This is a genomic window from Variovorax sp. GW458-11-26-14-LB1 (genome assembly GCF_059423965.1).
In genome coordinates, this window is record NZ_JBWKYW010000002.1 from 194,636 (window position 1) to 220,418 (window position 25,783).

The 25,783-nt window shown below is 70.6% G+C and carries 25 protein-coding genes; 18 read left to right on the plus strand and 7 right to left on the minus strand.

Features of this window, described 5'->3' with window-relative positions; translation table 11 throughout:
• The first annotated feature begins 7 nt into the window (after window positions 1–7).
• From AC07YS_RS02275 to AC07YS_RS02285, 3 genes are read left to right on the plus strand one after another with little or no spacing between them, the layout of a single operon-like run.
• On the plus strand, window positions 8–673 hold the full coding sequence (locus AC07YS_RS02275; RefSeq protein WP_139704435.1) for a lysophospholipid acyltransferase family protein: 666 nt from the start codon (window positions 8–10) through the stop codon (window positions 671–673).
• 5 nt (window positions 674–678) lie between these two features.
• Window positions 679–1,626 (plus strand): phosphatidate cytidylyltransferase, encoded by a 948-nt coding sequence (locus AC07YS_RS02280; RefSeq protein ID WP_172438312.1) that lies wholly within the window; start codon window positions 679–681, stop codon window positions 1,624–1,626.
• The gene (locus tag AC07YS_RS02285) at window positions 1,614–2,237 is read left to right on the plus strand and encodes a YdeI/OmpD-associated family protein (RefSeq protein ID WP_495267015.1); all 624 of its coding nucleotides are present in this window, start codon (window positions 1,614–1,616) and stop codon (window positions 2,235–2,237) included. The genes AC07YS_RS02280 and AC07YS_RS02285 overlap by 13 nt, the downstream gene beginning before the upstream one ends.
• 25 nt (window positions 2,238–2,262) lie before the next feature.
• On the opposite strand, the gene AC07YS_RS02290 is transcribed toward AC07YS_RS02285, so the two are convergent.
• Window positions 2,263–2,886: a Crp/Fnr family transcriptional regulator gene (locus AC07YS_RS02290; protein ID WP_223301435.1), complete on the minus strand. Its 624-nt coding sequence runs from the start codon at window positions 2,884–2,886 to the stop codon at window positions 2,263–2,265.
• 262 nt (window positions 2,887–3,148) lie between these two features.
• On the opposite strand from AC07YS_RS02290, the gene AC07YS_RS02295 reads away from it, so the two are divergent.
• From AC07YS_RS02295 to AC07YS_RS02340, 10 genes are all read left to right on the plus strand, one after another.
• Window positions 3,149–4,210, plus strand: a complete 1,062-nt coding sequence (locus tag AC07YS_RS02295; protein ID WP_495267014.1) for a porin — start codon at window positions 3,149–3,151, stop codon at window positions 4,208–4,210.
• Between the two features lie 23 nt (window positions 4,211–4,233).
• The gene (locus tag AC07YS_RS02300) at window positions 4,234–6,345 is read left to right on the plus strand and encodes an acetate--CoA ligase family protein (protein WP_495267013.1); all 2,112 of its coding nucleotides are present in this window, start codon (window positions 4,234–4,236) and stop codon (window positions 6,343–6,345) included.
• A gap of 29 nt (window positions 6,346–6,374) precedes the next feature.
• Window positions 6,375–7,373, plus strand: a complete 999-nt coding sequence (locus AC07YS_RS02305) for a Bug family tripartite tricarboxylate transporter substrate binding protein (protein WP_495267012.1) — start codon at window positions 6,375–6,377, stop codon at window positions 7,371–7,373.
• 44 nt (window positions 7,374–7,417) lie between these two features.
• Window positions 7,418–8,806 carry a DUF1254 domain-containing protein gene (locus AC07YS_RS02310; protein WP_495267011.1) on the plus strand — a complete coding sequence of 463 codons (1,389 nt, stop codon included), beginning with the start codon at window positions 7,418–7,420 and terminating at the stop codon, window positions 8,804–8,806.
• Between the two features lie 5 nt (window positions 8,807–8,811).
• Complete coding sequence (locus AC07YS_RS02315; protein ID WP_495267010.1) at window positions 8,812–10,146, plus strand: DUF1254 domain-containing protein; 1,335 nt, start codon at window positions 8,812–8,814, stop codon at window positions 10,144–10,146.
• On the plus strand, window positions 10,143–11,417 hold the full coding sequence (locus AC07YS_RS02320) for an alkyl sulfatase dimerization domain-containing protein (RefSeq protein WP_495267009.1): 1,275 nt from the start codon (window positions 10,143–10,145) through the stop codon (window positions 11,415–11,417). The genes AC07YS_RS02315 and AC07YS_RS02320 overlap by 4 nt, the downstream gene beginning before the upstream one ends.
• A gap of 25 nt (window positions 11,418–11,442) precedes the next feature.
• Window positions 11,443–12,441, plus strand: coding sequence for a Bug family tripartite tricarboxylate transporter substrate binding protein (locus AC07YS_RS02325; protein ID WP_495267008.1), 999 nt, complete (start codon window positions 11,443–11,445; stop codon window positions 12,439–12,441).
• Between the two features lie 126 nt (window positions 12,442–12,567).
• Window positions 12,568–13,530: a helix-turn-helix domain-containing protein gene (locus AC07YS_RS02330; protein ID WP_495267007.1), complete on the plus strand. Its 963-nt coding sequence runs from the start codon at window positions 12,568–12,570 to the stop codon at window positions 13,528–13,530.
• A 69-nt stretch (window positions 13,531–13,599) separates the two neighbouring features.
• Entirely contained in the window at window positions 13,600–15,906 is a 2,307-nt protein-coding gene (tynA, locus tag AC07YS_RS02335; RefSeq protein WP_495267006.1) for a primary-amine oxidase, read from the plus strand.
• Window positions 15,903–17,057 (plus strand): serine hydrolase domain-containing protein, encoded by a 1,155-nt coding sequence (locus AC07YS_RS02340; RefSeq protein WP_495267005.1) that lies wholly within the window; start codon window positions 15,903–15,905, stop codon window positions 17,055–17,057. Before tynA ends, AC07YS_RS02340 begins: the two co-directional genes overlap by 4 nt.
• Window positions 17,058–17,091: 34 nt before the next feature.
• On the opposite strand, the gene AC07YS_RS02345 is transcribed toward AC07YS_RS02340, so the two are convergent.
• From AC07YS_RS02345 to ruvA, 4 genes are all read right to left on the minus strand, one after another.
• The gene (locus AC07YS_RS02345; protein ID WP_495267004.1) at window positions 17,092–18,498 is read right to left on the minus strand and encodes an aldehyde dehydrogenase family protein; all 1,407 of its coding nucleotides are present in this window, start codon (window positions 18,496–18,498) and stop codon (window positions 17,092–17,094) included.
• A gap of 120 nt (window positions 18,499–18,618) precedes the next feature.
• Window positions 18,619–19,611 carry a helix-turn-helix domain-containing protein gene (locus tag AC07YS_RS02350; RefSeq protein ID WP_495267003.1) on the minus strand — a complete coding sequence of 331 codons (993 nt, stop codon included), beginning with the start codon at window positions 19,609–19,611 and terminating at the stop codon, window positions 18,619–18,621.
• Window positions 19,612–19,646: 35 nt separating this feature from the next.
• A complete protein-coding gene (locus AC07YS_RS02355) occupies window positions 19,647–20,543 on the minus strand; it encodes a hypothetical protein (RefSeq protein WP_495267002.1) in 897 nt (298 codons plus the stop codon).
• Window positions 20,540–21,112 (minus strand): Holliday junction branch migration protein RuvA, encoded by a 573-nt coding sequence (ruvA, locus tag AC07YS_RS02360; RefSeq protein ID WP_056577514.1) that lies wholly within the window; start codon window positions 21,110–21,112, stop codon window positions 20,540–20,542. Before ruvA ends, AC07YS_RS02355 begins: the two co-directional genes overlap by 4 nt.
• A 20-nt stretch (window positions 21,113–21,132) precedes the next feature.
• On the opposite strand from ruvA, the gene AC07YS_RS02365 reads away from it, so the two are divergent.
• The 3 genes from AC07YS_RS02365 to AC07YS_RS02375 are packed head-to-tail and all read left to right on the plus strand — an operon-like array spanning window position 21,133 to window position 23,191.
• Window positions 21,133–22,083 (plus strand): PhoH family protein, encoded by a 951-nt coding sequence (locus AC07YS_RS02365; RefSeq protein WP_495267001.1) that lies wholly within the window; start codon window positions 21,133–21,135, stop codon window positions 22,081–22,083.
• A 1-nt stretch (window position 22,084) separates the two neighbouring features.
• Window positions 22,085–22,552 (plus strand): rRNA maturation RNase YbeY, encoded by a 468-nt coding sequence (gene ybeY / locus AC07YS_RS02370; protein WP_062479245.1) that lies wholly within the window; start codon window positions 22,085–22,087, stop codon window positions 22,550–22,552.
• Window positions 22,553–22,567: 15 nt separating this feature from the next.
• Complete coding sequence (locus tag AC07YS_RS02375) at window positions 22,568–23,191, plus strand: class I SAM-dependent methyltransferase (RefSeq protein WP_495267000.1); 624 nt, start codon at window positions 22,568–22,570, stop codon at window positions 23,189–23,191.
• Here AC07YS_RS02375 and dtd read toward each other — a convergent pair.
• Together dtd and AC07YS_RS02385 are read right to left on the minus strand one after the other, a co-directional pair.
• On the minus strand, window positions 23,163–23,606 hold the full coding sequence (gene dtd, locus AC07YS_RS02380; RefSeq protein ID WP_495266999.1) for a D-aminoacyl-tRNA deacylase: 444 nt from the start codon (window positions 23,604–23,606) through the stop codon (window positions 23,163–23,165). The two genes, AC07YS_RS02375 and dtd, sit on opposite strands and share 29 nt — an antisense overlap.
• The gene (locus AC07YS_RS02385; protein ID WP_095746881.1) at window positions 23,603–24,517 is read right to left on the minus strand and encodes a cation diffusion facilitator family transporter; all 915 of its coding nucleotides are present in this window, start codon (window positions 24,515–24,517) and stop codon (window positions 23,603–23,605) included. Before AC07YS_RS02385 ends, dtd begins: the two co-directional genes overlap by 4 nt.
• A gap of 151 nt (window positions 24,518–24,668) precedes the next feature.
• On the opposite strand from AC07YS_RS02385, the gene AC07YS_RS02390 reads away from it, so the two are divergent.
• Window positions 24,669–25,157 carry a FecR family protein gene (locus AC07YS_RS02390; protein WP_495266998.1) on the plus strand — a complete coding sequence of 163 codons (489 nt, stop codon included), beginning with the start codon at window positions 24,669–24,671 and terminating at the stop codon, window positions 25,155–25,157.
• 4 nt (window positions 25,158–25,161) lie between these two features.
• Window positions 25,162–25,779, plus strand: coding sequence for an OmpA family protein (locus tag AC07YS_RS02395; RefSeq protein ID WP_062479230.1), 618 nt, complete (start codon window positions 25,162–25,164; stop codon window positions 25,777–25,779).
• Window positions 25,780–25,783: the final 4 nt, after the last annotated feature.

Here is a 25,783-nt window from a genome sequence, read left to right on the forward strand (position 1 = left end):
AAGCGCCATCGTGCGCCGCGGGCTCGCGGTGGTGGCGGGCCAGCTCATCATCGGCGCGGCCGGCCTCTTGACCGGCGTGCGCGCCATCTGGTCGGGCACCACGCCCAAGGCCGAGCAGACGCTGTACTTCGCCAACCACACGAGCCACGGCGACTTCGTGCTGCTGTGGGCCACGCTGCCCTCCGACCTGCGCGCGCTCACGCGGCCCGTGGCGGGCCAGGACTACTGGGAGGCCTCGAAGCTGCGCAACTTCATCGGCAAGGACGTGTTCAACGCGCTCATGATCCGCCGCGACGGCTCGGGCCAGGGCGGCAACCCGGTCGACCAGATGAAGGAGGCGCTGGAAGGCGGCGACTCGCTCATCATGTTCCCCGAGGGCACGCGCAACACGGGCGACGACATCCTGCTGCCGCTGAAAAGCGGCCTTTTCCACCTGGCACGCGCCTGCCCCACCGTGCGGCTGGTGCCGGTGTGGATCGAGAACCTCAAGCGCGTGCTGCCCAAGGGCACGCTGGTGCCGATCCCGCTGGCCTGCACGGTGCGCTTCGGCGCGCCGATCCAGCTCGAGGAAGGCGAAGACAAGACGGCGTTCCTCGCCCGCGCACGCACGGCCATGCTCGACCTGCGCCCCGAGTACGACCGCATCGAACAAAACGGAGGGACCGCCTCGTGATCGAAATGTCCCCCTTCGCCTGGACCACCTTCAAGCTCTTCGGCGGCGTCTTCGGCGTGCTCGTGCTGGCCTCGGCCATCGGCGCGCTGCTCAAGTGGCGCGTGGCGCACGGCCAGCCGCACTCGGTGATCGACAACCTGAACTCGCGCGTCAACGCGTGGTGGGTCATGGTGGCGGTGATCGGCCTGGCCTTTGCCTTCGGCAAGGGCGGCGTGATCGTGCTGTTCTACCTGATCTCGTTCTATGCGCTGCGCGAGTTCATCAGCCTGGCCTACACGCGGCGCGGCGACCACGGCGCCATTGCGCTGGCCTTCTTCGTGGCGCTGCCGGGCCAGTACTTCCTGATCTGGATCGACTGGTACGGGCTGTATTCGATCTACATCCCGGTCTACGCCTTCCTGCTGCTGCCCATCCTGGCGGCCGTGGGCGGCGACACGCAGCGCTTCCTGGAGCGCACCTCGAAGATCCAGTGGGGCCTGATGGTGTGCGTGTTCTGCATCAGCCACGTGCCGGCGCTGCTCACGCTGCAGATTCCGGGCTTCGAGGGCCGCAACCTGCTGCTGATCGCCTTCCTGGTCATCGTGGTGCAGGGCAGCGACGTGCTGCAGTACGTGTGGGGCAAGCTCTTCGGCAAGCGCAAGGTGGCGCCCGAACTCTCGCCCTCCAAGACCTGGGAAGGCCTGATCGGCGGCGTGGCCAGCGCCACCGCCATGGGCGCGGCGCTGTACTGGGCCACGCCCTTCAACCCGTGGCAGGCGGCGCTCATGGCCTTCATGATCTGCCTCTTGGGCTTCTTCGGCGGGCTGGTGATGTCAGCCATCAAGCGCGACCGCGGCGTGAAGGACTGGGGCTCCATGATCGAAGGCCACGGCGGCATGCTCGACCGGCTCGACTCGGTGATCTTCGCGGCGCCGATCTACTTCCACGCATTGCGCTACTGGTGGGTGCCGTGAGCCCGGCGGCGAAGAAGACCGTGGTCAAGGTGGACCGCATCGTCGACGACACGCCGCTGGAATGTGCCGACGCCGCCGCGCTGCTGCGTTGGTACAAGAAACACCACGCCACGCACGCCGGCGTCTGGCTGCGCATCGCGAAGAAGGCCAGCGGCATCGCCTCCGTCGACCACCCCGAGGCGCTGGAGATCGCGCTGTGCTTCGGCTGGATCGACGGCCAGCGCAAGAGCCAGGACGCGCAGTTCTTCCTGCAGCGCTTCACGCCGCGCACCGCGCGCAGCATCTGGTCGAAGATCAACCGCGACAAGGCATTGAAGCTCATCGACGAGGGCCGCATGCAGCCCGGCGGCCTGGCCGAGGTGGAGCGTGCCCGCGCCGATGGCCGCTGGGAGGCGGCCTACGACGCCCCGAGCGTGGCCACCGTGCCGCCCGACCTGCAGGCCGCGCTCGACGCCAACCGCAAGGCCAAGGCCTTCTTCGCCACGCTCGATGCGCGCAACCGCTTCGCCGTGCTGTTCCGCACGCAGGGCGCGAAGAAGCCCGAGACGCGCGTCCGGCGCATCGCGCAGTTCGTCGAGATGCTCGCCAAGGGCGAGAAGATCCACCCCTGAGCTTTCGCCTTGTGGTGCACGCCGCTCACTGCGGCCCGGTGCCGGTCGCGATGACCGCGAGCTGGTCGGGGTCCACGATGCGGATGCGCTTGTAGCTCATGTCGATCACGCCTTCCGCGACCAGCCGCCCCAGCTCCTTGTTGATGGTCTGGCGCGACAGCCCCAGCATCGCCGCGAGGTCGTTCTGCGACAGCCGCACCGGCAGGCTCGCGGCCGCCTCCACTTGCATGCCGTAGAAGTGGATCACGCTCATCAGCGTGGCGGCCACGCGCCCGCGCACCGAGTTCAGCATCTGGTTCTGCAGCAGCACCACGCTCAGCCGCTGGCGCTTCAGGCCCAGCCGGGCCACGCCGCGCCACAGCGCGGGCTCGGCGTCGAGCACCGCGATCACGGCGTCGCTGGGCAGGTGGACGATCACCGAGTCTTCGTGCGCGTGGTAGTCGTAGGGCAGCGGCACGTCCTCGAGCAGGCGCACCAGCGGCGCCACCTGGCCGGGGCCGAGCAGCGCGTTGACGTACTTGCGCCCCTGCGGGCTCATGCTGCTGATCTCCAGGCAGCCTGACACCACCGCCAGCAGTTCGCGCTTGTGGCGGTCGCGCGCCAGCACCTGCGTGCGGCGGCGGTAGCGCACCAGCCGCGCCGACTTCATGAGTTCGGCGCGGCGCGCGTCGGGCCATTGGGAGAACAGCTCGTTCCAGCGCAGCGCGCGGTCGAGCAGCTCGGCGCTGTCTTCGGCGTCGGGGGGGGTGGTTGCAGGTGGTCGGGTCAGCGGGTTCTCCCTGCCCTGGTGTTCACGAATCTGTCAAAGCGTTGACAGATTCGGGGGCCCTTCATTTCTATCGTAAGCCCCGGACATCGACAAGCACACAGGCGGCACCGCCTTGCGGCTCGCCACACCGGAGACAACCCAAATGAAGAAGACAGCCACCGCGGCCCTCGCGCTCGCGGCCTGCACCCTTGCGTCCGCGCAAAGCACCGTGAGCGTCTACGGCACGCTCGACCTGTACGTGGCGCACGCCAGGTCGGGCTCCGCCTCCTCCACGCGACTGGAGGACGGCGGCCAGACCGCCTCGCGCATCGGCTTTCGCGGCACCGAGGACCTGGGCGGCGGCCTGGGCGCGCACTTCACGCTGGAGAGCGGCTTTGCGCCCGACACCGGCAACGGCACGCTGCCGGGCCCCGCGATGTCGTTCAGCCGGCAGTCCTTCGTCGGCTTCTCGGCGCCGTGGGGGCAGATCGACGCGGGTCGCATGTACACGCCGATGTTCTACGCGCTGTTCAAGGCCGACCCCTACGGCCTGAACTCGGTGTTCTCGCCCATCAACCTGGTGGCGGCCACCGACGCGCAACCCGGCCTCACGCCCTTCGCGGCCCGCGCCAGCAACATGGTGCGCTACCGCACGCCGGCCAGCATGGAGTTCTTTGCCGACCTCGCCTACGCGCCCGGCGAATCGAGCGCGCCGAGCCACCAGAGCGGCAACGTCTACGGCGGCAACATCGGCTGGGCGCGCAAGCCCTACTACATCGCCTACGCCTTCCAGCGCGCGCGCTCGGGCTCGGCGGCGGCGCCCGTGGCCTCGCCCGCCACCACCACCTACCAGGCACTGACCGGCTCCTACGAGCTGCCCTCCATCGGCCTGCAGCTGTACGCCAGCTACGTGCGCAACGCCTCGAGCCTGCCGGGCGTGCCGACCGCGAAGCTCGTGAACCTGGGCGCCACCTACAACGTGACGCCGGCCTCGAACCTGATCTTCGGCGCCACGCAGCGCAAGGTGGCCGAGAGCGAACGCTCGCAGCTGGCCTGGACGCTGGGCTACGACTACTACCTGAGCAAGCGCACCGTGGTCTATGCGCGCTGGCTGCGCCTGCTGAACCGGCACGGCGCCTCGGCCTCGCTCGCGACCATCCCGGTGGTGGCCAACAGCGGCAACGACGTGCGCGTGCTCGCCACCGGCATCCGCCACAACTTCTGACTTCCGAACCCTCCGCCATGCCCATGGACTTCTTTTCTTCGCAAGCCGAATCCCTCTCGGCGCTGTTCGCGCCGCGCGCCATCGCGGTGGTCGGCGCCTCGTCCAACGCACAGAAGATCGGCGGCATTCCCGTCGACTACCAGCGCCGCTTCGGCTTCGAGGGCGCGCTGTACCCGGTCAACCCGAACGCCGACCGCATCCAGGACCTGCCGGCCTACCCCAGCCTGCGCGCCATCGGCCAACCGGTGGACCTGGCCATCCTCGCGGTGCCGTCGGCGCTGGTCGACGGCGCGCTCGACGACGCCATCGCGGCGGGCGTGAAGGGCGTGGTGCTGTTCTCCTCGGGCTTCGCCGAAGTGGGCGCCGAGGGCGCGGCGGCGCAGGCGCGGCTGGGCGACAAGGCGCGTGCCGCGGGCGTGCGGCTGGTCGGCCCCAACTGCCTGGGCTTCATGAACATCGCGCGCCACGTGTACGCCACCTTCTCGCCGGCGCCCGGCGTGGGCCGCGTGATGCCGGGGCGCATCGGGCTGGTGAGCCAGTCGGGCGCGTTCGGCGCCTATGCGTACGCGATGGCGCGGGCGCGCGGCGTCGGCCTGTCGCTGTGGGCCACCACCGGCAACGAGGCCGACGTGCAGGTCGCCGACTGCCTGGCCTGGCTCGCGCAGGACCCCGACACCGACGTGATCATGGCCTACATGGAAGGCTGCCGCGACGGCCCCCGCCTGCGCGCTGCGCTGGCCCTGGCGCAGGCCAACGGCAAGCCGGTGGTGATGGTCAAGGTCGGGCGCACCGCGCTGGGCGCGGAGGCCGCGGCCTCGCACACCGCCGCGCTGGCGGGCGACGACGCGGTGTACGACGCCGTGTTCCGCCAGTACGGCGTGCTGCGCGCGCGCAACCTCACGGAGTTCTTCGACCTGGCCCACAGCGCGGCCGTGGCGGGCCGCCCGCGCGACCGCTCGATCGGCCTGTTCACGCTCTCGGGCGGCGTCGGCGCGCTGATGGCCGACGAGGCCTCGGCCCAGGGCCTGGATGCCCGGCCGCTGAGCGAGGCCGCGCAGGACACGCTGCGCCGCTGGGTGCCCTTCGCGGCACCGCGCAACCCGGTGGACATCACGGGCCAGGTGACCAACGACATGACGCTGATCGATCGCACGGCGCGCGTGATGCTGGACGACCAGGGCTTTGCCTCGTGGATGGGCTTCCTGGCCGCCGCGGGCGCGTCGGACGCGTTCTGGCCGGTGCTGCGCGCGTTGGTGAGCTCGCTGCGCGAGGCCTATCCCGACACGCTGCTGGCGGTGAGCACACTGCTGACGCCACAGCGCCGCGCCGAACTCGAGGCCATGCGCTGCCTGGTGTTCGCCGACCCGTCGGATGGCATCCGCACGATCGCTGCGCTCGCGGGGCTGAAGCCTGCGACGGCGGCGGCTGCAACGCCCGCATCAACCAAGGCGCCGTTGACGCTCGCGCCTGGCACCCTGTCCGAGCCCGACGCGCTCGCGCTGCTGGCCGATGCCGGCGTGCCCGTGGTCGCGCACCGCGTGGTGCGCAGCGCCGACGAAGCCGCGGCCGCCGCCGAGGCGCTCGGCGAGGCGGTGGTGGTGAAGATCGTCAGCGCCGACATTCCGCACAAGTCGGACGTCGGCGGCGTGGCGCTCGGGCTGCGCGGCGCGGCGCAGGCGCGCGCGGCCTTCGAGCGCACGCGCGACCTCGCGCGCACCGTCCGGCCCGAGGCGCGGCTCGACGGCGCGCTGGTGGCGCGCATGCTGAGCGGCGGCGTCGAATGCATCGCGGGCGTGCACCGGGACCCGGTGTTCGGACCGGTGCTGATGTTCGGCCTGGGCGGCATCCACGTCGAGACGCTGCGCGACGTGTCGCTGCGCGCGCTGCCGATCGCGCGCGACGACGCACTGGCCATGGTGCGCGAGCTGCGCGCCTTCGCGATCCTGAACGGCGCGCGCGGCCGGCCGCCGGTCGACCTCGATTCGATCACCGACGCGCTGTGCGCGCTGGCCGACTTCGCGCAGCGCGCGGGTGACTCGCTCGACAGCGCCGAGATCAACCCGCTGATCGCGCGCCCGAAGGCCGAGGGCGGCTGCGTGGCGGTCGACGCGCTGGTCGTCGGCCGCGCGCCCTGAAGCACAACAACAACCACCGGAGACATCGCATGACGACGACATCGAAGAACGGACTCGGGCGCGCACTTGGCGCGGGCGCGGCACTGGTGCTCGCGGCCAGCGCGGCGGCAGCCACGGAGGCGCCCTTTCCCTCCAAGCCCGTGCGCATCATCGTGCAGTACCAAGCGGGCGGCTCGACCGACATCCTCGCGCGGCTCGTGGCCGAAGGGTTGTCGAAGCGGCTGGGCCAGCCGGTGGTGGTCGAGAACCGCAGCGGCGCGGGCGGCATCATCGGCACCGACTACGTCGCCAAGAGCCCGCCCGACGGCCACACGCTGCTGCTCACGGTGCCGGGGCCCGTCACCGCGAACCTGGTGCTCTACAGCAAGCTGCCCTACGACCCGCGCACCGACCTGCGCATGGTGTCGGACATCGCCACCACGCGCACCGTGCTGGCGGTGCACCCTTCGGTGCCGGCCACCGACTTCAAGAGCCTGATCGCCGCCGCCAAGGCCGCGCCCGGCAAGTACTCGATGGGCTCGTGGGGCCCGGGCACGCAGCCGCACCAGGTGCAGGTCTACATGGACAAGGCCTACGGCCTGCAGACGATGCACGTGCCCTACAAGGGCGAGAGCCCGATGGCGATCGACCTGATCGGCGGCGTGATCCAGATGACCGTGGGCTCGGTCACCACGCTGCAGCCGTACATCAAGGCCGGCAAGCTGCGCCCGCTGGCCGTGGCCGGTCCCCGGCGCGCCCGCGCGCTGCCCGACGTGCCCACCTTCGCCGAGCAGGGCTACGCCGACGAGGTCTACGCCATGACCGGCCCGACCTCGCTGATGGCGCCGGCCAGGACGCCCGACGCCATCGTCGAGCGCCTGGGCCGCGAGGTCAGCGCGGTGGTGCGCCAGCCCGAGGTGAGCCGGCGCATCGAAGAGCTCGGCGCCGAGCCCGTGGGCAACCTGCCGCCCGAGGCCGCCGCGGCCTACAAGGCCTTCCTGCCCGTGACGCTGAAGCTCACGCAGGCCACGGGCGTGAAGCTCGACTGAACCGCCTTCCCTTCTCCCTCTTTCCGAACCCCGAGGTCTTTCCCATGAACGCTCCCGCTCCCGTGCCCGACATCGCCGCCGCCCGCAAGGCGCTCGCCCGTTCCATCGGCCTGGCCGCCTTCGTCTACGGCTATCCGCTCACCGAGACCTACCGCACCTGCGCCATGCAGACCGCGCCGCGCGCCGAACGCCGCAGCGGCGCCTCGGCCGGCTCCGACGTGCGCGCGCCGCTGAACACGCTGCACCACGCGCCGCGCCCGTCCACCCACGAAGACCGCGACGTGGTCACGCCGGCCAACGACCTGCTCTACACCATGGCCTGGCTGCACCTGGCGCACGGGCCGATGCTGCTCACCGTGCCCGCGTCGGCGCGGCACCCGGGGCGCTACTTCGTGCTGCCGCTGTACGACGCCTACACCGAGAACTTCGAGAACCTGGGCCCGCGCAACTGCAACCCCGAGGGCGAGACCGTGGTGCTGGTGGGCCCCGGCGGCACCGTGCCGGAATCGCTCGCCGGCCACCGCGTGGTGCGCTGCCCGACCGACCTGGTCTGGCTCATCGGCCGCATCCTGGTGGGTGATGAAAGCGACTGGCCGGCCGCGCGCGCGCTGCAGTCGGAGATCCAGCTGAAGCCCGCGCCCGGCACCGTGCTGCAGGGCCGCCCGGCCGCCATCGAACAGTGGGCCGGTCCGCACGAAGACGCCATGGCCGCCGCCTTCGAGCACGGCGAGCCGGCCGCGCAAGTGGCGCCGCGCTTCTTCACCAACGTGTGCCACGCGCTGGCCGAGGCGCCGGGCCGCGTGGAAGACCGCGGCCTCGTGGCGTGGTTCGGCCAGGGCGGGCTGCTGGCGAACGCCGCGTTCTCGTGGGACGCACTCGAAGCACCGCTGCGCGAAGGCCTGATCGAAGGCTTCGCCGAAGGCGTGCAGCTGGTCGGCGCCGTGGGCCGCAACCGCCGGCCCAAGCCCTGGTCGATGACGCCGGCCACCGGCCGCTACGGTAACGAGTTCCTCGGCCGCGCGCGCACCGCCTACCTGGGCCTGGGCGCGCTGGCCACCAGCGAGGCGGTGTACGCCGCCGCGCACCACGACGCCACGCAGGAGCCGCTGGACGGCCAGCGCCGCTACACGATGCGCTTCGAGGCCGGCGACCTGCCGCCCGCGGACGCCTTCTGGTCGGTCACGCTGTACGACAGCGACCGCTTTCTCTACCCCAACGACATCCGCCGCCACGCCATCGGCGACCGCACGCCCGGGCTGAAGCGCAACGCCGACGGCAGCCTCGAGCTGGTGGTGGGCCACGCGCGCCCCGCCGACGCCGCCAACTGGCTGCCCGCGCCGGCCGGGCGCTTCTACCTGATCCTGCGCATGTACTACCCGCGCGAGGGCGTGCAGAGCTGGCGCATCCCGGCCCTGCAGGCACAAGAGGGCTGAGCACGATGCAGCCGCACACCGACTCCCTTCACGCCCTGGCCGAAGAGGCCGTGGTCTACGCCTACCCGCTGTACGAGATGAGCCGCATGCGCGCGGCCACCTCGCCGCAGCGCACCGACGCCGCCGGCGAGGCGCCCAAGCCGCTGCGCTGGTGCAACGTGTTCACACACGCGCGCCAGCTGCTGGGCGCGGGCAAGAGCCGCGTCGTCACGCCGAACAACGACACGCTCTACACCAACGCCTGGCTCGACCTGGGCGAGGGCCCGCTCGTGATCGACGTGCCCGACACCGCCGGGCGCTACTACGTGCTGGGCCTGCTCGACTTCTTCACCAACCCCTTCGCCCACCTGGGGCAGCGCCTCACGGGCACGGCGGCGCGCGCCTTCGTGCTCACGCCGCCGGGATGGCGCGGCACGCTGCCCGCGGTCTTCAACGCACCGGGCGCGCGCATCGAGGCGCCCACGCGCTGGTTGTGGATCATCGGGCGCCTGCTGGTCGACGGCCCGCAGGACGTGCCGGCCGTCAACGCGCTGCAGGACGGCTTTCTCGTGCGCACGCTGGCCGACTGGGAAGCCGGCCGCGCCTCGGCGCCGCGCGCCTTCGACCCGGGCTGCGATCCGAAGGCACCGCTCACCGCCGCGCACTTCGCCGCGCAAGTGAACGCGGCGTTGCGCGACAACGCACCGCCGGCTGGCGATGCCGCGCAGCTCGCGCGCTATGCGGCGCTCGGCATCGGGCCTGACGCACATGCGCTCGACGACGGCCAGCGCGCCGCGCTGCAGGCCGCGCTCGACACCGTGCTGCCGCGGCTGCGCGAGGCGCAGTCGGGCCGCACCACGGCCTCGGGCTGGGTGCAGATGCCGCTGGTCGAAGGTTCCTTCGGCGACGACCACCTGGCGCGCGCGCTGATCGCGCTCAAGTACATCGGCATGCTCGAAAGCCGCGAGGCCACCTACCCGATGGCCTGGCACGACGCCACGGGCAAGGCCCTCACCGGCCAGCGCCGCTACACGCTGCGCTTCGCGCCCGACGCACTGCCGCCGGTCGACGCCTTCTGGTCGCTCACGATGTACGACACGCGCGACTACATGCTGGTGGACAACCCCATCGACCGCTACGCCGTCGGCGACCGCACGCCGGGGCTGCGGCGCGATGCGGACGGCGGGCTCACGCTGCACATCCAGCATGCGCGCCCCGACAGCGAGGTCGCGCTCGCCAACTGGCTGCCGGCCCCCGAAGGCAGCTTCTACCTGTGCCTGCGCGCCTACGTGCCGCGCGCCGAACTGCTCGACGGCCGCTACCAGCTGCCGCCCCTCACCGTCACCAAGGATTCCGCATGAGCGCCACCGCTGAAAAACCCCAAGCCACAGAAGAAGAAAAACCCTTCCTCATCGTCGGCACCGGCACCGAGACCGTGGCGCCCGGCCTGCACATCCTGCGCGGACAGGGTCAATCGTTCGTGGCCGAGACCAACGTGGGCCTGGTCGTGATCGACGCCGGCCCGGGCGGCTCGGTGACGCAGGGCATGATCGACGCGCTGCGCCAGCTCAGCGACGCGCCGGTGCATGCGCTGTGCTTCAGCCACGGCCACATCGGCTACAACGCCGGCGTGCCGATGTGGCTGGCCCATGCCGCCGCGCGCGGCGATGCGCCGCCGCGCATCATTGCGCACCGCAACGTGCCGCGCCGCCTGGCGCGCTACCGCGAGACGCTGGCCCTGCAGCACCGCATGGCCGAGATCCAGTTCAACCGCCCCGCCGGCTTCTTCGACCACCGGCTGGTGACGCACCCGCCCACCGAGACCTTCGACGACGTGCTGCAGATCGGCAGCGGCGAGCGCCGCATCGAACTGCGCTGGGCGCCCTCGGAAACCGACGACGCGATCGCGCTGTGGAGCCCGGCGCAGCGCGTGCTGTACGGCGGCGCGGCGCTGATCGACTCCATTCCCAACATCGGCACGCCCTTTCGCACGATGCGCGACACGGTGCGCTGGGCCGACACGCTGGAGGCGCTGGCGGCGTTGAAGCCGCGCAAGGCGGTGCGCGAATTCGGCGCCACGCTCGAGGGCGAAGACCAGGTGCAGCACGTGCTCGTGCACACGGCCCGCGCGCTGCGCTGGGTGCGCGCCGAGGTGGTGCGGCTCATGAACGAAGGGCTCAACGAGCGCGACATCCTGGCGCGCATCCGCTTTCCCGACGAGCTGTTCGCGGTCGAGTGGATGAAGCCCACCTACGGCGACCCGGGCTACATCGTGCGCGACATCTACCGCTCGGAGAACGGCTGGTGGGACCGCAACCCGACCTCGCTGCACCCGGCCGCGCCCGAGGCCATCGGCCGCGCGGTGGCCGATGCCATCACCGACAAGCGCGGCGTGATCGACCAGGCACGCGCGCTGGCTGCTGGCAAGCAGTGGCAGCTCGCGCTGCACGTGATCGACCTGCTGGCCACCGCCGAGGGCGAGGCCACCGAGATCGCCGAGGCGCGCTCGCTCAAGGCCGAATGGCTGCGCGAGCGTGCACGCGAAGTGCCCAGTTACGTCTCGCGCAACCTGTATCGCGTGGGCGCGGACATGATCGAACAAGGCACGCAGGCGCGCTTCGGCATCCGCTGAAGCCTTTCCATCGGAGACACGGACCATGACAACGACAACACCATTCCGCTTCGGCCTGCGCACGCTGCTGGCCGCCTGCTCCCTGGCCGCACTGGCAACGGCCAGCCACGCACAACAAGCCGACAGCTACCCCGACAAGCCCGTGACGCTGGTGGTGCCCACCGCGGCGGCCGGCGGCACCGACACCATCGCGCGGCTGATCGGCGACGGCCTCGGCAAGATCCTGAAGCAGCCCTTCGTGGTCGACAACCGCCCGGGTGCCAACGGCATCCTCGGCAGCGAGGTGGTGGCGCGTTCCACGCCCGACGGCTACCGGCTGCTGTTCACCTACGCCGCGACGATGGTGGTGAACCCCAGCCTCTACAAGAAGCTGCCCTACGACCCGCTGAAGGACTTCATGCCCATCGCCCAGGTCGGGCGCGGCGGCAACCTGCTGCTGGTGCGCAAGGACCTGCCGGTGAAGACGATCCAGGAGTTCGTCGCCTACGCCAAGGCGCGGCCCGACAAGCTCAGCTACTGCTCGTGGGGCAACGGCTCGGGCGGCCACCTGGCGATGGAAAGCCTGAAGAAGCAGGCCGGCCTCGTGATGACGCACGTGCCCTACAAGGGCAGCGGCCCCTGCGTGCAGGACCTCGTGGGCGGCCAGGTCGATGCGGCCTTCGCCGACATCTCCTCGACCGTGGAGATCGTGCGCGCCGGGCGCATCCGGGCGCTGGCCAACAGCGGCCCCTCGCGCATCCCGATGCTGCCCGACGTGCCGACCATGACCGAGAGCGGCTACCCCTTCACCACCTACGCCTGGTACGGCCTGCTGGCGCCCGCCAAGACGCCGCCCGCCGTCGTGAAGAAGCTCAACGAGGCCGTGAACCAGGTGCTGCGCGACCCCGCGGTGGTGCGCCGCATGTACGAGCTGAACTTCAACGACCTGCCGCAGAACACGCCCGAGCAGTTCACCGCCACCATCCGCAGCGACCTGCGCGACTGGGGCGCGCTGGTGAAGGACATCGGCCTGACGCTCGAATGAACGCCTGAGCGGCCCTGACCAAGGGTAAGCAACATGGTCGGGCGGCGGCGCTTCCCACACACTGCGCCGTGACAGGCACGGTTTCTGCTCATCGGCTGCGCGATGGCAACTGCGCCAGCGCGCACCATGACCGAGCTTCTTCACTTCAGCCGACAACTCACCGCCGAAGCCCAGGCCCAAGCCTCGGGCGTGGGCACCTGGAAGCAGCACTACGAGCAGCTGTCGAACGGCCGCTTCGAGGGGCTGTCCGAAGACCTGCACCTGGATTTCGTGCAGGTGTTCCACGAACACGCCAACCAGACGGTGCTGCAGCACGGCCACGGCCGCCCGGGCGCCCTGTGCCTGGCCGTGATCGACGTGACGGCCCCGGGCAGCTGGTACTGCGGCCACGACCTCGACGGGCGGCGGCTCATCGCGCTGTCGCCGCAGCGCGAGTTCGAGCTGCTGGCCGGCGCCGGCATGGACCTGATGGCCGTGTGCGTCGACACCGAACCGCTGGCGAAGCTGGCCACCACCCTGTTCGGCCCCGACTTCGCGCTGCGCATGCCGGCGCCCGCGCCGGTGCAGCACCCCGGTTTCGACGAGACCGCCTTCACCCGCCTGCTGGGCGCCGCCCTGTCGCTGGCGCGCGACAACCTCGCGCAGCTGGAACAGCCGGCTGCGCGCCACATGCTGTCGCTGTCGCTGGCCGACGCGGTGCTGCAGTGCATGGGCTCCGAGGCCTTCGAGGCCCGGCTGCCCGCCAGTTCGGCGGCGCGCCGCCACATCGTGGCCAAGGCGCGCGAGTACATGCAGGCGCACGCCGACGAGCCCATCAGCGTGCCCGACCTGTGCGCGGCCACCGGCGTGTCGCGCCGCTCGCTGCAGTACGCCTTCGAGGACGTGCTGCACCTGAGCCCCGTCACCTACCTGCGCGTGATGCGCCTGAACCGCGTGCGCTGCGAGATGCAGGCCTGCCGCGAGGACACCATCGGCGACATCGCCGCGCGCTGGGGCTTCTGGCACCTGTCGCGCTTTGCCATCGACTACGCGCGCCTGTTCGGCGAGCTGCCGTCCGCCACGCGCGCGCGGTGGTTTGCCAAATCTTGATAACGCCCGCGCCGGCGGCGCTCTTACCTTCGCGGTTGTCCACCACCACACGCGAAGAAGGATGCAGCCATGCGCAGCAGCTACCACCGAACGCCCGGCCGCGGCGCCGCACGGCGTCTCCTGGGCACCGCCCTGGCCTCTGCCCTGGCGCTCGCCCTCGGCCCCCTGAGCACTGAGCCGGCCCGGGCCCACGGCGGCGCGGCCCACATGGTGCCACTGAAGAAGACGGTGGAAGACTTCGGCGGCACGCTGCGCTGGGACAGCTTTGCCAACGTGTTCACCGTGGCGCGCAACGGCACGCTGGTGCGCCTGAAGCCCGGCTCGAAGACGGCGCTGGTCAACGGCCAGCCGATGCAGCTGGACGTGCCCGTGGTCATGCGCAAGGGCGCGGCCTACGTGCCGCACGACTTCGTGAACCAGGTGTTCCAGTCCAGCCTGGACAAGACCTTCGTGGTCGAGCGCGTGCCCAACCCGCTGAACCCGCTGACCGAGGCCGAGATCCAGGCCACGCTCGAGGTGCTGAAGGCCTCGGGGCGCCACAAGGCCGGCCTGCGCTTCACCGAGATCAGCGTGAAGCGCCCGCCCAAGGACGAGGTCTGGAACTTCGCCCTCACCGGCCAACCCGTGCGCGCGCCGCGCCAGGCGGCCTTCGTGGCGCTCGACGGCAAGAAGGTCATCGAGGGCACGGTCGACCTCGCGGCGCGCACGCTCACCGCATGGAAACCCATCGAGGGCGCGCACGGCATGGTGCTGCTGGACGACTTCGCCACCGTGCAGAGCGCCATCGAGGCCAGCCCCGACTACGCCAAGGCGCTTGCCACGCGCGGCATCGCCGACGTGAAGAAGGTGGTGGCCACGCCGCTCACCGTGGGCTACTTCGACGGCAAGGATTCGCTGCGCCAGGAAGACCGCCTGCTGAAGGTGGTGAGCTACCTGGACGTGGGCGACGGCAACTACTGGGCCCACCCCATCGAGGGCCTGGTGGCGGTGGTCGACCTGGAACAGAAGAAGGTCATCAAGATCGAGGACGGCGGCCTGGTGCCCGTGCCGCTCAAGCCCACGCCCTACGACGGGCGCGACCGCGCGGCCACGCCCGCGCCCAAGCCGCTGGAGATCACCGAGCCCGAGGGCAAGAACTACACGATCACCGGCCACACGATGCACTGGCGCAACTGGGACTTCCACGTGCGGCTCGACTCGCGCGTGGGCCTGGTGCTGTCCACCGTCACCTACAACGACAAGGGCACGAAGCGCAAGGTGATGTACGAAGGCTCGCTGGGCGGCATGATCGTGCCCTACGGCGATCCCGACACCGGCTGGTACTTCAAGGCGTACCTCGACTCGGGCGAGTACGGCATGGGCACGCTCACCTCGCCCATCGAACCGAACAAGGACGCGCCGCAGAACGCCGTGCTGCTGGACGCCACGCTGGCCGACTACACCGGCGCACCCACCAAGGTGCCGCGCGCCATCGCCGTCTTCGAGCGCTATGCCGACCCCGAGTTCAAGCACCAGGAAATGGGCAAGCCCAACATCAGCACCGAGCGGCGCGAGCTGGTGGTGCGCTGGATCAGCACGGTGGGCAACTACGACTACCTGTTCGACTGGGTGTTCGCCGAGAACGGCACCATCGGCATCCACGCGGGCGCCACCGGTATCGAGGCGGTGAAGGGCGTGAAGTCGCGCACCATGCAGGACCCCACGGCCGCCGAGGACACGCGCTACGGCACGCTGCTGGACCACCACATCGTCGGCACCACGCACCAGCACATCTACAACTTCCGCCTCGACCTCGATGTGGACGGCGAGCAGAACACGCTCACCGAGGTCGACCCCGTGGTGCTGCCCAACACGCGCGGCGGCCCGCGCACCAGCACCATGCAGACGGTGCAGCGCACGGTGCGCACCGAGCAGCAGGCGGCGCAGAAGTTCGACCCGTCGACCATCCGCCTGCTGAGCAACCCGTCGCGCAACAACAAGGTCGGCAACCCGATCTCGTACCAGCTCATTCCGTACGCGGGCGGCACGCACCCCATCGCCAAGGGCGCCAACTTCGCGAAGGACGAGTGGATCAACCACCGCCTGAGCTTCATGGACCGCCAGCTCTGGGTGACGCGCTACGACCCGGAGGAGCTGTTCCCCGAAGGCAAGTACCCGAACCGCTCGAACAAGGACACGGGCCTGGGCCAGTTCACGGCCGACAACCAGGAGATCGTGAACACCGACAACGTGGTGTGGCTCACCACCGGCACCACGCACGTCGCGCGCGCCGAGGAGTGGCCGATCATGCCCACCGAATGGGTGCATGCGCTGCTCAAGCCCTGGAACTTCTTCGACGAGACGCCGACGCTGGGGCTGAACCGGCCCGCGAAATGACCGCGGCGAACGGCGAGGCCATCGGCCGCTACGAAGACCTGATGACGCTGGCGCCCGCGCTGCAGGCGCCGACCTACCGCCAGATGGACCGGCTCTACGCGACGCGCGCGATCCGGCGCGGCACGCACGTGCATCCGCTGCCCGAGGGCAGGCCCGTCGATGCGCAGCGCTTCGGCATCGACGCGTTCATGGCGCGCAACCACACGGCCGGCCTGCTGGTGATCAAGGACGGCCACGTCGTGCTCGAGCGCTACGCCATGGGCAACGACGCGGCGACGAAGTGGCTGTCGTTCTCGGTCGCGAAGTCACTGACCTCCACGCTGGTCGGCGCGGCCGTGCGGGACGGCCACATCGCCAGCCTCGACGACCCGGTGGTGCGCTACCTGCCCGCGTTGCGTGGCTCGGCCTACGACGAGGTCTCAGTGAAGCAGGTGCTGCAGATGAGCTCCGGCGTGGCCTGGAACGAGGACTACCTCGACGCCGACTCCGACCGGCGCCAGCTGATGCGCGTGCAGCTCACGCGCGAAAAAGGCGCGGTGCTGAAGTTCATGGCGCAACGCCCGCGCGTGGCACCGGCGGGCACGCGCTTCAACTACAGCACCGGCGAGACCTGCCTGGTCGGCGAGATCCTGGCCAGCGCGATCCGCCGGCCGATCAGCGACTACCTCTCGGAAAAAATCTGGGCGCCCTTCGGCATGGAGGCCGACGCCTACTGGCAGCTCGATGCGGTCGATGGCCAGGAGTTCACCGGCAGCGGCGTGAACGCCACGCTGCGCGACTTCGGGCGCTTCGGCCTGTTCGTGCTCGGCGGCGGTGTGGCCGGTGGCCAGCAGGTGCTGCCCGATGGCTGGGTGGCCGATGCCACGCGCGTCGATGCAACCAGCCACCTCGCGCCCGGCACGCTCGCGGGCTTCGAACCGATGGGGTACGGCTACCAGTGGTGGACCTTCCCGACCGGCGCGAAGGCGCTGCCCGAACTCGACGGCGGCCTGTTCGCCGCGCTGGGCATCTTCGGCCAGCAGGTCTACATCCATCCGAAGGAACGGCTCGTGGTCGCGATCCACAGCACGTGGCCGGCGCCGATCCATCCGCCGAGCCTGGTCGAGACCGATGCGCTGCTCGGCGCACTGACCGCCGCGCTGCGCACCTGAACAGAGCGTGGCGCACGCCACGCTCTGCAATGCATCAGGAGAAGATCACCTGCGCGTCGGTGTACTCCTTCAGCCCTTCTTCCGCGAACTCCACGCCGAGCCCCGAGCCCTTCACGCCGCCGAAGGGCGCGTTGGGCTGGATGGCGCCGTGCTTGTTGATCCACACCGAGCCGCACTCCAGGCGCGACGCGATGCGCTTGGCGTGCTCGATGTCCTTGGACCACACGGAACCGCCGAGGCCGTTCTCGCTGTCGTTGGCGGCGCGGATGGCCTCTTCGACGTCGGTGTAGCGAATGACGGGCAGCGCGGGCCCGAACTGTTCTTCGTCGACCAGCGCATCGCCGTTCTTCAGGCCCGCGACGATGGTCGCGGGGAAGAACAGGCCCTGGCCCGGTTCGCCGCCGGTGAGCACCTGGCCCTTCTTTTTCGCGTCGGCCACGAGCCGCGCGACCTTGTCGAACTGCATGCGGTTCTGCACCGGGCCGAGCACGTTCTTCTCGTCCATGCCGTCGCCCATCGGCACCTGCTTCGCGAAGGCCGCGAGGTGCTCGCACACCTCGTCGTGGATGCTGGCGTGCACGTACAGGCGCTTCATGGCCGCGCAGGTCTGGCCGTTGTTGAGGAACGCGCCCCAGAACAGGCCTTCGGCGATGGCCTTGGGGTCGGCGTCGGGCAGCACGATGCCGGCGTCGTTGCCGCCGAGCTCGAGCGTGAGCCGCTTCATGGTGCTGGCGGCCGACTGCATCACCTTCTTGCCGGTGGCGCAGGAACCGGTGAACACGATCTTGCGGATGACGGGGTCGCTCGCCATGTCGGCGCCGAGGTTGGAGGTGCGGTCGTCGCAGCTCACGCTGTTGACCACGCCTTCGGGCAGCACCTCGTTGAGCAGCTCGACAAAACGCAGCGTGGCCAGCGGCGTGTACGGCGAAGGCTTGATGACGACCGTGTTGCCCGTGCGCAGCGCCGGCAGCACGTGCCACACGGCGATCAGCACGGGGAAGTTCCACGGCGTGATCGAGCCCACCACGCCCACGGGCTTGCGGAAGATCTCGACGTGGCCCTGCGCGTTGTCCTGCAGCACGCGCGGCGGCAGCGACAGCGCCGCGGTGGCGCCGGCCCAGGCAGCGGCGCCGCCCAGCTCCCAGCGCGAGCCCAGGCCGTTGAGCGGCTTGCCCTGCTCCAGCGTGAGCAGGCGCGCCAGCTCTTCGGCGTGCGCGCCGATCTTCTCGGTGACGGCGCGGCAGGCGGCGGCCAGTTCGTCGTCGGACTTTCGCGACCAGCTCGTGAAGGCCTTCTGCGCAGCGGCCACAGCGGCGGCGAGGTCGTCGCGCGAACCGTTCGGCGCGGTGCCGATCACCTGGCCGTTGGCGGGGTTGCGCACTTCGAAGGAGGCCGTGCCTGGCACCGCGCGACCGTCGATCGTCATTCTTGTCTCTTGCATTGCTTTGTCCTGGTTGGGTTGACGCTGGCGCGCGCCGCCGCAGGGCGGGCGCGCCGGGTCACTGTAGGAAAAGCAGGGGCCGGCGTCTTGGAGCCAGGCGTCAGCGAATGGACTCAGGCGTCAGTGCGTCAGGGGTCCAAGTGCCAGGCGCCCCGGCGGCATGCCGTAGCGCTTGCGGAACTCGCGGTAGAAGAACGACAGGTCGTTGAAGCCGCAGTCGTAGGCGACTTGTGCGATGGCCGGCGCGGGGCCGCCCTGCCGGGCCGCTGCGTCGAGCGCGGCGCGCGCCGCCGCCAGCCGGGTGTCGAGGATGTGGCGGCTCGGCGAAACGCCCAGTGCCTCGAAGGCCCGCTGCAGCAGCCGCGGCGACACGCCCAGGTGGCGCGCCAGTTCGCCCGCGTGGAAGGCCGGGTCGTGGAACTGCAGTGCCACGTGGTCCATCGCGCGGCGCAGCACGCCCTCGCCGGCGTTGCGCGACAGCAGCGCGGGCGCCTGCCGCGCACGCTCGACCAGCACCGAGCCGAACACGCCGAGAAAGGCCTCAACCAGGTGCGCGTCGTCGGACTGCCCGCTGTCGAGCAGGCGCGCGAGGATGGCGCGCATCGCGAAGCCCAGCGCGTCGCCGCGCCGCACGCACACGCCGCCCTGCAGCGTGGGGCCGAAGCGCGCGAGCATGTCGGCGCGCGGCAGGTGCACCGACACCTGCTGCGAGCTGGCGCCGTCGTAGACGAACTCCGAGGGCCGCGCCGAATCGATCAGCACGATGTCGCCGGCCTGCACCGCGATCTGCTGCGCGCCCTGGCACATGAGCGCGCCGCCGTGGTCCTGGAACACGAGGAAGAAGTGCTCGCGGTCGTCGCGCCGGATGGCCTGCGCATCGCGATGCACGCGCTGCAGGTTCTGGCCGATGAGCGCCACGTCGACCCCGCCGGCACGCCGCACCTCGATGCCGCCCGAGACGGTCTGCTGGCGCGGCATGGGCACGGGCGTGAAATTGCCGCACACGGCCTGCAGGCGCGGGCCGACGAACTCGAACGGCATCTCGGCGCGCATCCGCGGCGTGAGGGGGCCGCCGCTCAGGTGCGCGGGCGAATCGAAGAAAGAAGCGCTCACAGAGGGTGTCTCCTTGCAGGGCGCCGGGTCAGCGCTCAGTCCTCGTCCATGACCCGCGAGCGGCCGAACCAGAAGCCAAGCACCAGGCCGACCGTGCCGGCACCGATGCCGCCCCACAGGCTCAGGAAAGTGTAGACGTTGTAGCGCCCCGGATGCTGCGCGAGCGCACTCGCCAGTGCGGGTTCGTTCAGGCCGCCGAGCCCGCGCGCGGCGGCGTAGTCGAAGCCGGCGGCGCCCAGGAAATGCGGTGCCACGAGGATCGGCAGCGCCGTGAAGAACGGAAACCAAGCGCCGCGCATCCGGCGCCAGCGCATGAAGATCGCCGCGACGAGCAGCACCGCGCCGACCGCGACGGTGCCGAGCGCGAAGGGCTGGCGCGCCAGCGGCAGCAGCCAGGGCCAGATCCACGGCAGCGGGTACAGCGGCCACTCGGCGCGCGGCGCCAGCCCACCCGGCCGCGCGACGACCGACCAGCCCAGCGTGTCGAGGCCGCTGAACACCAGCGCCGACACGCAGGCCACGGCCGCGACGAGCAGGCACACGCTGCGAAACGGCGAGGCGCTGCCCTGCAGGAAGCCGGGCGAGGGCTCGGGCGGCAACGCCGGCGACCGGGGCCAGCCCGACTGCCAGTGCCGCACGACGATCGACGTCGGCACCGGCGGCGGTGCCAGGTCACCGCGCACCAGCCAGTCGATGAACAGGACGCCGACCGCGAACGCCATGACCGCCGTGAGCCATGCGCAGACGCCCGGCATGTCGACGAAGCCGGCCGGCGTCAGCATCGGCAACTGGCCGTAGGCCACGCCCGCGAAGCCGTAGAGCCAGATGATCGGCACCGACAAGGCCATGGCCGTGTGCATCAGCACGGCGTCGGTCTCGGCCGACTCGTGGCGCAGCGCCTGCGCGCGCGACCACGCCTCGCGCCAACTCACTTCGCCAGGGCTTTCAGTGCCATCTTGATGCCGTCGCTCACGCTCGCGTCCTTCGGCAGCGCCTTCAGCGCGAGCGCGGCTTCCTTGTCGCTGTAGCCCAGCGCCACCAGCGCCTGCAGGATGTCGGCCTGCGCGTCGGACGCGGCATGCGCCGGCAGGCCGATGTCGGCGCCCAGCTTGCCCTTGAGCTCCAGCAGCAGCCGCTCGGCGGTCTTCTTGCCGATGCCCGGGATCTTCACGAGCCGGCCCAGCTCCTGCGTGGTGATGGCCTGCGCCAGCTCGCCCACGCTCATGCCCGAGAGCAGGCCCAGCGCGGTGCGCGGGCCCACGCCGGTGATCTTGATGAGCTGGCGGAAGGCCGCCCGCTCCTCGGCGGTGCCGAAGCCGTAGAGAATCTGCGCGTCTTCGCGCACGACGAAGTGCGTGAGCAGCGACACCTTCGCGCCGACGTTGGGCAGGTTGTAGAACGTGCTCATCGGCACGTCGACCTCGTAGCCGACGCCGTTGCAGTCCACCACCACCTGCGGGGGGTTGCGCTCTGCGAGCGTGCCGGTCAGTTTGCCTATCATGGGTGCCCTTTTTCCTTGAAATGTCCGGCGTGATTCTGCGACACACCTTTACCCCCCTGAACAATTCGCGCCTCGGCCACCTGTGCGGCCCGCTGGATGCGCACCTGCGCCGCATCGAGGACGCCCTGGGCGTGAAGATCGCGCACCGCCACGAGCAGTTCAAGGTCGACGGCCCCAAGGCCTCGGCGCAGCGCGCCATGGAGGTGCTGCAGGCGCTGTACGAGATCGCCCAGCGCGCCATCGACCCGGCCGTGGTGCAGCTCACGCTGGCCGGCGACGGCTCGATGAGCGACGAGGACGCGGCCATGCTCGTCACGCGCCGCGCCGACCTGCGCGCGCGCACGCCCACCCAGGCGCTGTACCTGGACAACATCGCCAAGCACGACATCACCTTCGGCATCGGCCCGGCCGGCACCGGCAAGACCTACCTGGCGGTGGCCTGCGCGGTCGATGCGCTGGAGCGCGCGGCGGTGCAGCGCATCGTGCTCACGCGCCCCGCCGTGGAAGCGGGCGAGCGCCTGGGCTTCCTGCCGGGCGACCTGACGCAGAAGGTCGACCCCTACCTGCGCCCGCTGTACGACGCGCTGTACGACCTCATGGGCTACGAGAAGGTGCAGAAGGCCTTCGAGCGCAACGTGCTCGAGATTGCGCCGCTGGCCTTCATGCGCGGACGCACGCTGAACAACGCCTTCGTGATCCTCGATGAAGCGCAGAACACCTCGGTGGAGCAGATGAAGATGTTCCTCACGCGCATCGGCTTCGGTGCCAAGGCGGTGGTGACGGGCGACGTGAGCCAGATCGACCTGCCCAAGCAGCAGCTCAGCGGACTGATCGACGCCGAGCGCGTGCTCAAGCGCGTGGCCGGCATCGCGACCACGCACTTCACGAGCGCCGACGTGGTGCGCCACCCGCTGGTGGCGAAGATCGTCGATGCCTACGACGGGCAGCGCAAGCGCTCGGGAGGCCACTGACATGGCGGCCTCCTTGCTTCCGGCCCTGTCGCTGTCGCTGCAGTTCGGGCGCTTCAAGGGTGTGGAGCGCCACCGCGCCGCACTGCCGCGCCACAGCGTGAACCGCTGGATTCGCCATGCGCTGGACATCGACGGCGAGATCACCGTGCGCATCGTCGATGCCGAAGAAGGCCAGCGCCTGAACCGCGAATTCCGCGGCAAGGACTACGCCACCAACGTGCTCACCTTCGACTATGCGCAAGGCCCGGTCGTGATGGCCGACCTGGTGCTGTGCGCGCCCGTGGTGGCGCGCGAGGCCAAGGAAAACCGCAAGACGCTCGCCGCGCACTACGCGCACCTGCTGGTGCACGGCACGCTGCACGCGCAGGGCTGGGACCACGAGACCAGCGAGGCCGACGCGGACGAGATGGAAGCGTACGAAATCGAGATCCTCGCGGGCCTGGGCATTCGCAGCCCGTACGGGCGCTGAGCGGAGGCCGCGGCGGTGTCGGACACCGATCCCTGGCTGCCGCGCTGGCTGCCGCTGCTGCGCGCATGCGCCGGCGACGGGCCGGTGTTCGAATTGGGCTGCGCAGCCGGTCGCGACACCGCCACGCTGGTCGAGGCCGGCTTGCGGGTGGTGGCGGTCGAGCTGTCGTCCGACGCACTGGCGCAGGCGCGGCAACGCGTGCCCGCAGGGGCCGAGTTCCACTGCGGCGATTTCCGCGACGCATGGCCGCTGGCGCAGGGCGCCACGGTCGGCGCGGTGCTCGCGAGCCTGTCGCTGCACTACTTCGCGTGGGACGAGACGCTGGCACTGGTGCGGCGCATCCACCGCGTGCTGCGGCCGGGTGGCGTGCTGCTGTGCCGCCTCAATTCGGTCAACGACCGGCATCACGGCGCGCGCGGCCCGTCGGCCAGCGGGCGGGACGAAGATGTCTTCTACACGGTGGACGGCATTCCCAAGCGCTTCTTCGACCGCGCCGCGGTCGAGCGGCTGTTTGCCGACGGCTGGCAGCTGCAGCACCTCGAGGAGGTGCGCGTGCTGCGCTACGACGAACCGAAGGTGGCGTGGGAAGCGGTGATCCGCCCCGCGCCGTTCACGCCGTCATCTGCAGCGGGATCGTGACCGGCCCGTCGTTCAGCAGGTGCACCTGCATGTCGGCGCCGAATTCGCCCGTCGCCACCACCGGGTGCGCGCCGCGCGCCTGCTCCACGAAGTACTCGTAGAGCCGGCGGCCCTCGTCGGGCGGCGCCGCGAGCGTGAAGCTGGGGCGGTTGCCGCCGCTCACGTCGGCGGCCAGCGTGAACTGGCTCACGACCAGCAGGCCGCCGCCGATGTCCTGCACGCTGCGGTTCATCTTGCCGGCCTCGTCCGAGAAGATGCGCAGCTTGAGGATCTTGGCGAGCAGGCGGTCGGCCACGCTGTCGGCGTCGCCGCGTTCGGCGCACAGCAGCACCAGCAGGCCGGCCTCGATGGCGCCGACGGTCTGGCCCGCGATGTCGACGCGGGCGTGGGCGACGCGCTGGAGCACGGCTTTCATGAATGGTGATCCTCGAGTCGGGTGGCGCGCGCTTCCATGGTGAGCGGCAGCAGTTGGATGGTCACGCGCAGGCCGGGCACGGCGTCCATGAGCGACTGCTCCAGCTCGTCGCGCAGGTTGGCGGCGCGCTGCAGGGTCCAGTCGCCGGGCACGTGCATGTGCAGGTCGGCAAAGCGGCGCTGGCCGGCGCCGCGCGTCACCATGTCGTCGAAGCGCAGGCGGTCGCCTTCGGCATGGTTGGCGGCGAAGGCGTCGAGGGTGGCGCGCACGGTGGCGAGCGTCTCGGCGTCGAGCGCCTCGTCCATCAGGCCCTGCGAGGAACGCCACACAAGCTTGAAGCCCTCGCGCACGATGTTGAGCGCCACGCCGATGGCGATCAGCGGGTCGAGCCAGAGCCAGCCGCTGAAATGCACGGCCACGATGCCGACCAGCACGCCGACCGAGGTCCACACATCGGTCATCAGGTGACGCCCGTCGGCCTCCAGCGCGATGGAGCGGTGCGCGCGCGCCGCGCGGAACAGCACGAACGCCAGCGCCGCGTTGAAGCCCGAGCTGATCACCGACAGCGCCAGGCCCCAGCCCAGCTGCTCCAGCGGCTGCGGCGACAGCAGCCGCAGCACCGACACCCACAGGATGGCGACGGCGGCGGCCACGATCAGCAGGCCCTCGAAGCCGGACGAGAAGTACTCGGCCTTGTGGTGGCCGTAGGGATGGTCCTCGTCGGCCGGGCGCTCGGCGATGGTCACCATGGCCAGCGCGAACATGGCGCTGGCGAGGTTGACGCAGGACTCCATGGCGTCCGAAATCAGGCCCATCGAGTTCGTCAGGTAGCCGGCCCATCCCTTCAGGAGGATGGTGATCAGGGCCACGGCGACAGAGACGCGAAGCAGCGTTTTAGGGGTCAACGTCATGCAGAAAGAACAAGATCAGGTAAAAAGGGCCTGTGCGGGCGGGCATTACGTCGCAGGAATCGGCTGAATTATCAGCCGCGTGACCATATGTAACGCCTTCGCCTTAATATTTGCGCTCATTGCGAAGCAATCAGTCACAGAGAGGCAAATGATGAAGAAATTTTTGACCGCCGCCCTCGGGCTCGCCATCGTCGGCGCAGCCACCCTGGCCCAGGCCCAGGCACCCGCTGCAGCGCCCGCAGCAACAGCCGCGCCCCAGCAGGCCGGGTTCGTGAAGACGGTGCGCGGCAACGTCCAGCTGCTCGACAGCGCCGGCGCCACGCGCACGGCCGCCCCCGGCGACGCGCTGGGCGCGGTCGATCGCATCGTGACCGGCCCGGATTCGTCGGCCGCCGTCGTGCTGCGCGACAACACCACGCTGATGGTCGGCCCGTCCTCGCGCATGGACCTGAAGGAATTCCACTTCGACGGCACCACCCGCGACGGCGGCATGCTCGTGTCGCTGCTGCGCGGCTCGATGCGCATGATCACCGGCCTCATCGGCAAGACCAACCCCGACGCCGTGCGCGTCGAAACCCAGACCGCCACCATCGGCATTCGGGGCACGGACTTCATCGTGCAGACCGACGGCCAACCCTGAAAAGATGCAGACACCGCCACGCCGCTCCCCCCTTCTTCCTGCGACCGCACTGGTCGCCCTTTTGTTGGCCGCCTGCTCGTCGCCGGGCACGCGCGTGGTGCTCCTGCCCCAGGCCGACGGCACGCCCTCCGCCGTGGTGGTGCGCGCCAAAGACGGCGAAGAAGTGCTCTCCAAGCCCTACCAGCGCGCCACGGCCGCAGTAGGCGCGAGCGGTGCGCCGGTGGTCGACCAGGCCGACGCGGCCAAGGTCCAGGCCGAGAACAAGCCCCTGTTCGACATGCGCCCGCCGCTTCCGCAGCGCTACACGGTGTTCTTCGAGGTGGGCACCACCACGCTGACGGCGGCGTCGCAGCAGATCATGACCGAGGCGCTGGCCGCCGCGCTGGCCCGCAGCGGCGGCGACATCGTGGTGACCGGCCACACCGACACCAAGGGCGCCGGCGAGCAGAACGACCAGTTGTCGCGCCGCCGCGCGCAGGAAGTGGTGCAGCTGTTCGTGGAGCGCCAGTTCCCGGCGAACCGCATCGAGGCCGTGGGCCGCGGCGAGCGCGACCTGGCCGTGCCGACCGCCGACGAGGTGGACGAGCCCCGCAACCGGCGCGTGACCATCGAGGTCCGCTGACCCC